This is a genomic window from Streptococcus agalactiae ATCC 13813 (assembly GCF_000186445.1).
Classification (GTDB): domain Bacteria; phylum Bacillota; class Bacilli; order Lactobacillales; family Streptococcaceae; genus Streptococcus; species Streptococcus agalactiae.
Genome location: NZ_GL636070.1, coordinates 1,589,346 through 1,596,344 on the forward strand (window position 1 = coordinate 1,589,346; position 6,999 = coordinate 1,596,344).

A 6,999-nucleotide genomic window follows, 5' to 3' on the forward strand; every position below is an offset into this window, starting at 1 on the left:
ATAGATTTCATCTCTTTTTATTAAATCTTAAGGTAACGTCTCATTGATAGGACAGATCCAAGTGAGCCAATAATAATACCAATAATCACCATACCACCAATAATTGCTGGAACCATAATATCCATAGGATACAATGAAACATGGCTTGTCTCAAATTTTGGATTAAACTTGTTAAACACAAATTGATAACCAAAATAGAAAATCAGCGATGGAACGATAGCCCCTAAAATCCCTACCCAAGCACCTTCAAAAAAGAACGGTCCTCGAATATAAGAATTTTTAGCGCCAACTAATCTCATGATTTCAATATCTGTACGGCGTGACATAATCGACATACGAATAGTATTTGAAATCAAAAAGATAGCAAGGACAATTAATAAGGCAACACCACCAAATCCCCATATACGGATGTTATCTGTGAGATTAGATAGTTTTGTTGAATCAATAGGTTCTTTAGTATAATCAACACCTTCAATGCGTCCAATTGCTTCACTGACACTCTTAGAAACTTTTGCAGAACTTGTCCCAACTACGTAAACATCTAACAAAGCATCTTTGTAGGTATCATCAATAACATCTGAACCATACTCTTTTTGAACTTCTTTTAATTGTTCAGCTTTACTTGAATAAGTGACTTTCTCTACACCAGAAATACGTTTAATCTTGTCATAAACTTTATGATAATCAGGATTATCTTTTAGCTTTCCGTCCTTATCTTTGACTTGTTTTTGAGCATCCGTTGAGTCAACATTTAAAAAGGCACTGATAGTAAAATTACCTGAAACATCAGTTGTTAACTTTTCAACATTCAGTAAAACTGATGAAAACAAGCCTACAAGAAGTAATGTTATGGTAACTGATGTTACAGAAGCAAAAGTCATCCAAAAGTTACGTTTTAAGTTTTTAAGCGATTCCCAGAAATGTCTAAAGAAATTAATCATGATAACCATATTCTCCCTTCTCTTCATCTCGGATAACGCTACCTGCTTCAATCTCAATGACACGATGACGAAGTGTGTTAACAATTTGACTATTGTGTGTTGCCATCAAAACAGTCGTTCCTTGAAGGTTAATACGTTCCAATAGATGCATGATTTCCCAAGCGATTTCTGGATCCAAATTACCAGTAGGTTCATCTGCAATTAATAATTTTGGATTATTAACAATCGCACGTGCAATTGCCACACGTTGTTGTTCTCCACCAGATAACTGTGTTGGAAAAGAACGCATCTTGTGTTTTAAACCTACTAATTCTAAAACTTCTGGCACGCGTTTTTTAATATGACGGCGCTTAGCTCCAATAACTTGCATCGCAAACGCAACATTCTCATAAACTGTTTTTGTTGGTAGTAATTTATAATCTTGGAAGACAACTCCAATACTACGACGTAAAATAGGAATTTGACGACGTTTGAGTTTATTGAGATTGAATTCCCCTACCTTTAATCTACCTGAACTTAATTTTTCTTCACGGTATAGGAGGCGAATCAAGCTAGATTTACCAGCACCTGACGGACCAACTAAATACACAAACTCACCTTGCTGAATTGATAAATTTAAGTTTCTCAAGGCAGTTGTTGAACGGCGATACTTTTTAGTAACACCAGACATTTCTATTAGTGCCATGTTTCTCCTTCATTATTTTTAGTCTTCAATGCGCCACTTAAGGTAGGCATCAATAAAGCCATTGATTTCTCCATCCATAACCTTATCTACCTGAGCAAGCTCAAAGTTAGTACGATGATCCTTCACCATCGTATAAGGGGTGAAAACATAAGAACGAATCTGACTTCCCCAAGTGATTTCTTTTTTATCACCCTTGAGAGCATCTACTTCTTGTGCTTTCTTTTCTTGTTCTAACTGATATAGCTTAGCCTGCAACATCTTCATAGCGCGATCGCGGTTCCCATATTGAGTACGGTCAACGGTAGACGATACCACAATTCCAGTTGGAATATGCGTCAAACGAACACCTGTTGATACTTTATTGACGTTCTGACCACCAGCTCCTCCGGAACGGAAAGTATCCATTTTAATGTCATCATCACGTACTTCTACTTCAATCGTATCATCTAACTCTGGCATCACTTCAACTGAAGCAAATGAGGTATGACGACGTTTAGCCGAATCAAAAGGTGATATACGAACGAGGCGATGAACTCCCATTTCTGATTTCAACAAACCATAAGCATTGGGACCTTCAAAAGAGAGGGTAACCGATTTAATACCAGCTTCATCCCCTGCTTGATAATCCAATACTTCTACTTTGAAACCATTAGCATTGCCAAAACGGGTATACATTCGTAAGAGTAAATCTCCCCAATCTTGCGCTTCAGTTCCTCCTGAACCAGGATGGATTTCTAAGATAGCATTATTGTGGTCATAAGGCTCAGATAAGAGAAGCGTCATTTCATAAGCACCCATTATCTTATCTAGCTGCATTAGATTTTCTTCTAATTCTTCTTTCAAAGAATCATCTTCGTCAAGCATCTCAAGTAAGAGTTCTGTTTCGTCAGATAATTCTTGCATATTATGGAAAGTATCATACTTACCTTTTAACTCATTCAGTTCTTGAGATGTCTTTTGCGCTGCAATATTGTCATTCCAAAAGTCTGGCTCAGTCATTTGATTTTCAAGAAGAGCAATCTCCTCTTCCAAACGATCTAAGTCAAAGAGACCTCCTGAAGCTAGTCAACTTCTCTTTATTTTCTACTATTTTTTGGCGAATTTCAGCCACTTCCATGAGATTTCTCCAATCTTTGTTAATCTGTTTTATTTTATCATAAGGTTCTTAAAAATACCATAAAAGGCTTAAAATTGCCATTTATGACGGATTAATTCCAACTCTTTTCGGCTATCTTCATCTTTTAAGGTTAAATTACTCATAAACTCCAGTATCTCATCGTTTGGTTTTTTGACAATTTCTCCCAATGCCCATATAGCTGTTGCAGTATGAATAGGGTTATTATTTTTATCAATAATCTCTATTAATTTGACCACTGCGGTTTTATCATGAGCATTTGCTAGCGCAATAATGGCATTACGCTGTAAAATATTTTTACCTCGCCAACTTCCAGCAATCATACCAAATTTTTCTTTAAATTGTCCATTTGATAAACTCAAAAATGGTATTAATTCTGGTTGAGCCAACTCAGGATCAATCTCTGTCGCCAATGGATTATTTATACCTTTGTTATAAGGACAGCAAATTTGGCAAATATCGCAACCATAGATAACTGTTTTAATCTTTTTTCGAAACTCTATGTCCATCATTCCCTTATCTTGGGTTTGAAATGATAGACAACGCTTGGCATTCATTGAGCCATCACCAATTAAACAAGAAGTTGGACAGGCATCTAGACAACGACGACAGTCACCACAATCATAATCGACAGGCTTGTCTGGCTCGATCTCTAAATTGGTAATTAATTCTCCCAAAAACATATAAGAGCCATATTCTTTAGAAATAACTAGACCATTTTTTCCTATAAAACCAATACCTGCTCTTTGGGCAACTGCAGTATCAACTAAAGCTCCAGTATCGACCATTGCTTTTTGTTGCAAAGGAAAATCTCGACAGAGCTCTTCAATGCCTTTTGATAGTCTGTCTAACTTTTCGCCGACCACATAATGATAATCAAGCCCCCACGAATTAGGTGTAATTTTTCCTCGTTTATAAGGTGTTTTTTGAGGTTGCTGAGGAAGTTTGTGAGGATAAGCAACGCCAATTGAAATAATCGTTTTAGCCGATTCTAAAAGCCTTTCAGGGTAGATACGATCCTCTATGACTTTATGTTCAAATCCTGAATTGCGCCCCTCTTCCACAGAAGCACGCAATGACTTTTCCAAATAATCAAAGTTATCTGCCGTCGTAAAACCAATTTTAGAGATACCAATTTCTTTTGCTAATTTTTGAATTTCTGCCTTTATGTCCATAATATTATTTTAAGTCAATTTAATAAAAGGGACAAGGTAAGAAACTGAAAAATTAAATCCTACATATCAATTAGTAAATTACTTAAACACTAGTCATCATATTCCTGAAAATGACGATAAAGGTGATCTAAGTCTTTAATCTCTTTGGTTAACTTTTGTCCAATAGTTGTATCTTTTACAAGAATCCTATCCTTGGCTTCTTCTACTAATCGCTTCGTATCAATGATATAGTTGGTTCCACTTAAAACTTCCTCAATGGATGTAAAAGGAAGGTGTGAAATTAATTGTATCCCATAGCTATTATAAATCAAAGTGTAGCCAGCTAAACCTGTATTTTTCTGATAACCTTTGGCAAAGCCACCATCAATTACTAACATCTTACCATTTGCTTTTATCGGTTGCTCACCATTTTTTTCTTTGACTGGCGTATGACCATTGACAATATGTCCAAACTTAGGCAAATCAAACTCTTGTAAAAGGGCAGTGCAAATATCATCTTTATCTCTCAGTTTAAAGTAGGGATTTTTTCTTTCTTGATGAGTTACTTTGTCGGAAACATAATAGCGCTCAAAAGTAGTCATGGCATTCTTACCAAAAAGAGAAGAATTTTCACCACACCAAAGATACCAAACGATATCTGTCGCCAAATCATCATGTTTCTCTGGTCTAGCATATGCTAGACGTATTTGACTTTCAAATAAATCCAGTAAATCCCTACCACCATAAGTTTTTCCTGCAATTTTAAAGCTTTTAAAATCACCATTACTATGCATTGGTATGCAACCATGGAATAAAAGATTATCATTATAGGTTAAATACATACTTCCTTTCTCAAATAGGAAATCAATATGTTTCTTTAAACTTTCAGAAGTCTGGAAGGCTATCATCAATTGTTGTAAAAGCTCTTCTTCCTCACTTGTTAATCGACTGGGATTTTTCGAATCAATGCATCTACTATTAAAATCTTTAAGTTGATGCACAACTCCCTTTATAGATATACTTAAATCTTTATAATTTACCTGGTTAATAAGTTGTCGATTATGCATTTGAAATTCTGGACGCCTGTCAATCAATTGGGCTTCCAATTTAAACTGTAAAATTGCTGTTGCTTGTTGTATCATATTTAACAAATCTAATTCATCTGGATGAGTCATTTCCTCTCCATCTAATATGGGGGCGAAAGAAGGTAGAGGTTCATAGTAACGGCGTGAGTAATCAACCAAGCGACGCAAATTGATACCATATCGGTCTTCAATTAAAGTAATATTATTATAACGTGCAGCAATACGGATAACATTTACCATACAAAGGTAGGAACCAGATGCTGCTCCCATCCAAGTGACATCATGGTTCCCCCATTGGATATCCAAATTTGGAAAAGCCATTAACCTATTCAAGATACGATCAGGATACCTACCACGATCGTAAATATCCCCTACAACATGTAAATGGTCAATGATTAAAACTTGAATTGTTTGGGATAATACTATAATTAAATCTTCTACTTGGTCTAATTCAAATAATTTTTCAATAATAGTATCAAAATAGCTTTTCTTCTCTGGGTTACGGTCAATCTCAGCTAAAAGTTCTTCGATAATGTAAGCAAACTTACCTGGCAATTGCTTACGTACTTTAGATTTTGTATATTTACTAGAAAAATATTTTAAAACTTGTATTTGTAACGGAATCATTTCCCATAACTTCGTTTTATAAGCACTTACTGACAAGTTCATTTTATCGAAGGCTAATTTTTCCTTTGGGTAATAAAGCAGTATACAAAAATCATCTAAATCAACAGCAACTATTTTCTGCCAATCAAAGCAGTCTAATAATTTAGCTCTAATAGACCCTGCACCTGTCCGTAAGAGATAATCAACAGCATCGTATTCCCCGTGTAAATCACTAATAAAATATTCCGTCCCTTTGGGTAATTGACAAATAGCTTCTAAATTGATCATTTCTGTTACGATATCTTCTTTTCGAGGAAATTTTTCTTTCAAGAGCTTATAAAAATTAGACATGAGACCTCCTTAAGGCACCTTAAATATAAAGCTTCTAAACACAATTATGAAAGCGCATTCTACAATGACATATCTATTATAGAATGACTTTAAAACTATTTCAAAAATTTACTGTTTATCTCTTTGAACTACAATATGGTACAATACCCTTATGACCAAACTTGCTATCATGAGTGATTTACATATTGACCTCAATCATTTTTCTACCTTTGAGACGAAAACGTTAATTAATTTGCTTAAGAAAGAAAAAATTGATCACCTCCATATCGCTGGGGATATATCTAATCATTTTACTAAAGATACACTTCCCTTTATCAATAACTTAAAAAAGCATATTAAACTTAGCTATAATTTAGGAAACCATGATATGCTTGATTTAACAGAAACAGAAATCCAACGCCTTGACTTTCAAACCTATCGATTTGACAAAAAAATGCTACTAGCTTTTCATGGCTGGTATGATTACAGCTTTTCAAATAATAGAGATATCAAGGATGTTGAAAAATTAAAAAAGACTTTTTGGTTTGATAGACGTTTAAAACGTCCAAATAATGATGTAACTATCCAAGCATCAATTTTAAAACGCTTAGACGAAATATTAGCAAAAGTCGATTCTTCAAATATCATTATTGCTATGCACTTTGTTCCCCATAAACAGTTCACGATGACTCATCCTAGATTCTCTCCTTTTAATGCTTTTTTGGGGAGTCAGGCTTATCATGATTTATTCCAAAAATATCATATCAAAGATGTTGTTTTTGGTCATGCACACCGCTCATTTGGCGACGTTAAAATTGGAGAGACTACTTATCATTCTAGACCACTTGGATATATTAGAGAATGGAATTTAACTATTGACTTTGTCAATCAGAATCCCAATCATAACCCTAATTTAACCTGGAATCTTAGCAAAAGGTATAATGCCGTTAAGCATTTGGATAGTTTTGAAAACTATCGAAAAAAATATTTTGAAGACGAATTACGCAACTCTATGACAATATTTGATTGCTAAAAAACTCACTTAGATATTCTAAGTGAGTTT

General features: G+C 34.6%; 6 protein-coding genes. 1 reads left to right on the top strand and 5 read right to left on the bottom strand.

The annotated features are described in order from the left end of the window. Positions 1 to 20: 20 nt before the first annotated feature. The 5 genes from ftsX to HMPREF9171_RS105825 all read right to left on the bottom strand — a co-directional run bounded on the left by ftsX (position 21) and on the right by HMPREF9171_RS105825 (position 5,957). A complete protein-coding gene (gene ftsX, locus HMPREF9171_RS105845; RefSeq protein ID WP_000236202.1) occupies positions 21 to 950 on the bottom strand; it encodes a permease-like cell division protein FtsX in 930 nt (309 codons plus the stop codon). Beyond that, entirely contained in the window at positions 934 to 1,626 is a 693-nt protein-coding gene (gene ftsE, locus HMPREF9171_RS105840; RefSeq protein ID WP_001173889.1) for a cell division ATP-binding protein FtsE, read from the bottom strand. Before ftsE ends, ftsX begins: the two co-directional genes overlap by 17 nt. A gap of 18 nt (positions 1,627 to 1,644) precedes the next feature. Further along, positions 1,645 to 2,743 (bottom strand): peptide chain release factor 2 gene (prfB, locus tag HMPREF9171_RS105835; RefSeq protein ID WP_011324939.1). Its coding sequence is split into 2 segments (ribosomal slippage): positions 1,645 to 2,670 and positions 2,672 to 2,743, totalling 1,098 coding nucleotides; the frame shifts between segments, so codons are not numbered across the junction. A gap of 68 nt (positions 2,744 to 2,811) precedes the next feature. Beyond that, entirely contained in the window at positions 2,812 to 3,936 is a 1,125-nt protein-coding gene (queG, locus tag HMPREF9171_RS105830) for a tRNA epoxyqueuosine(34) reductase QueG (protein WP_000351633.1), read from the bottom strand. 89 nt (positions 3,937 to 4,025) lie between these two features. Then, the gene (locus HMPREF9171_RS105825; RefSeq protein ID WP_000064641.1) at positions 4,026 to 5,957 is read right to left on the bottom strand and encodes a fructose-bisphosphatase class III; all 1,932 of its coding nucleotides are present in this window, start codon (positions 5,955 to 5,957) and stop codon (positions 4,026 to 4,028) included. Positions 5,958 to 6,108: 151 nt separating this feature from the next. Here HMPREF9171_RS105825 and HMPREF9171_RS105820 point away from each other — a divergent pair, with 151 nt between their 5' ends. Beyond that, complete coding sequence (locus tag HMPREF9171_RS105820; protein WP_000163483.1) at positions 6,109 to 6,969, top strand: metallophosphoesterase; 861 nt, start codon at positions 6,109 to 6,111, stop codon at positions 6,967 to 6,969. The last annotated feature ends 30 nt before the right edge of the window (positions 6,970 to 6,999 follow it).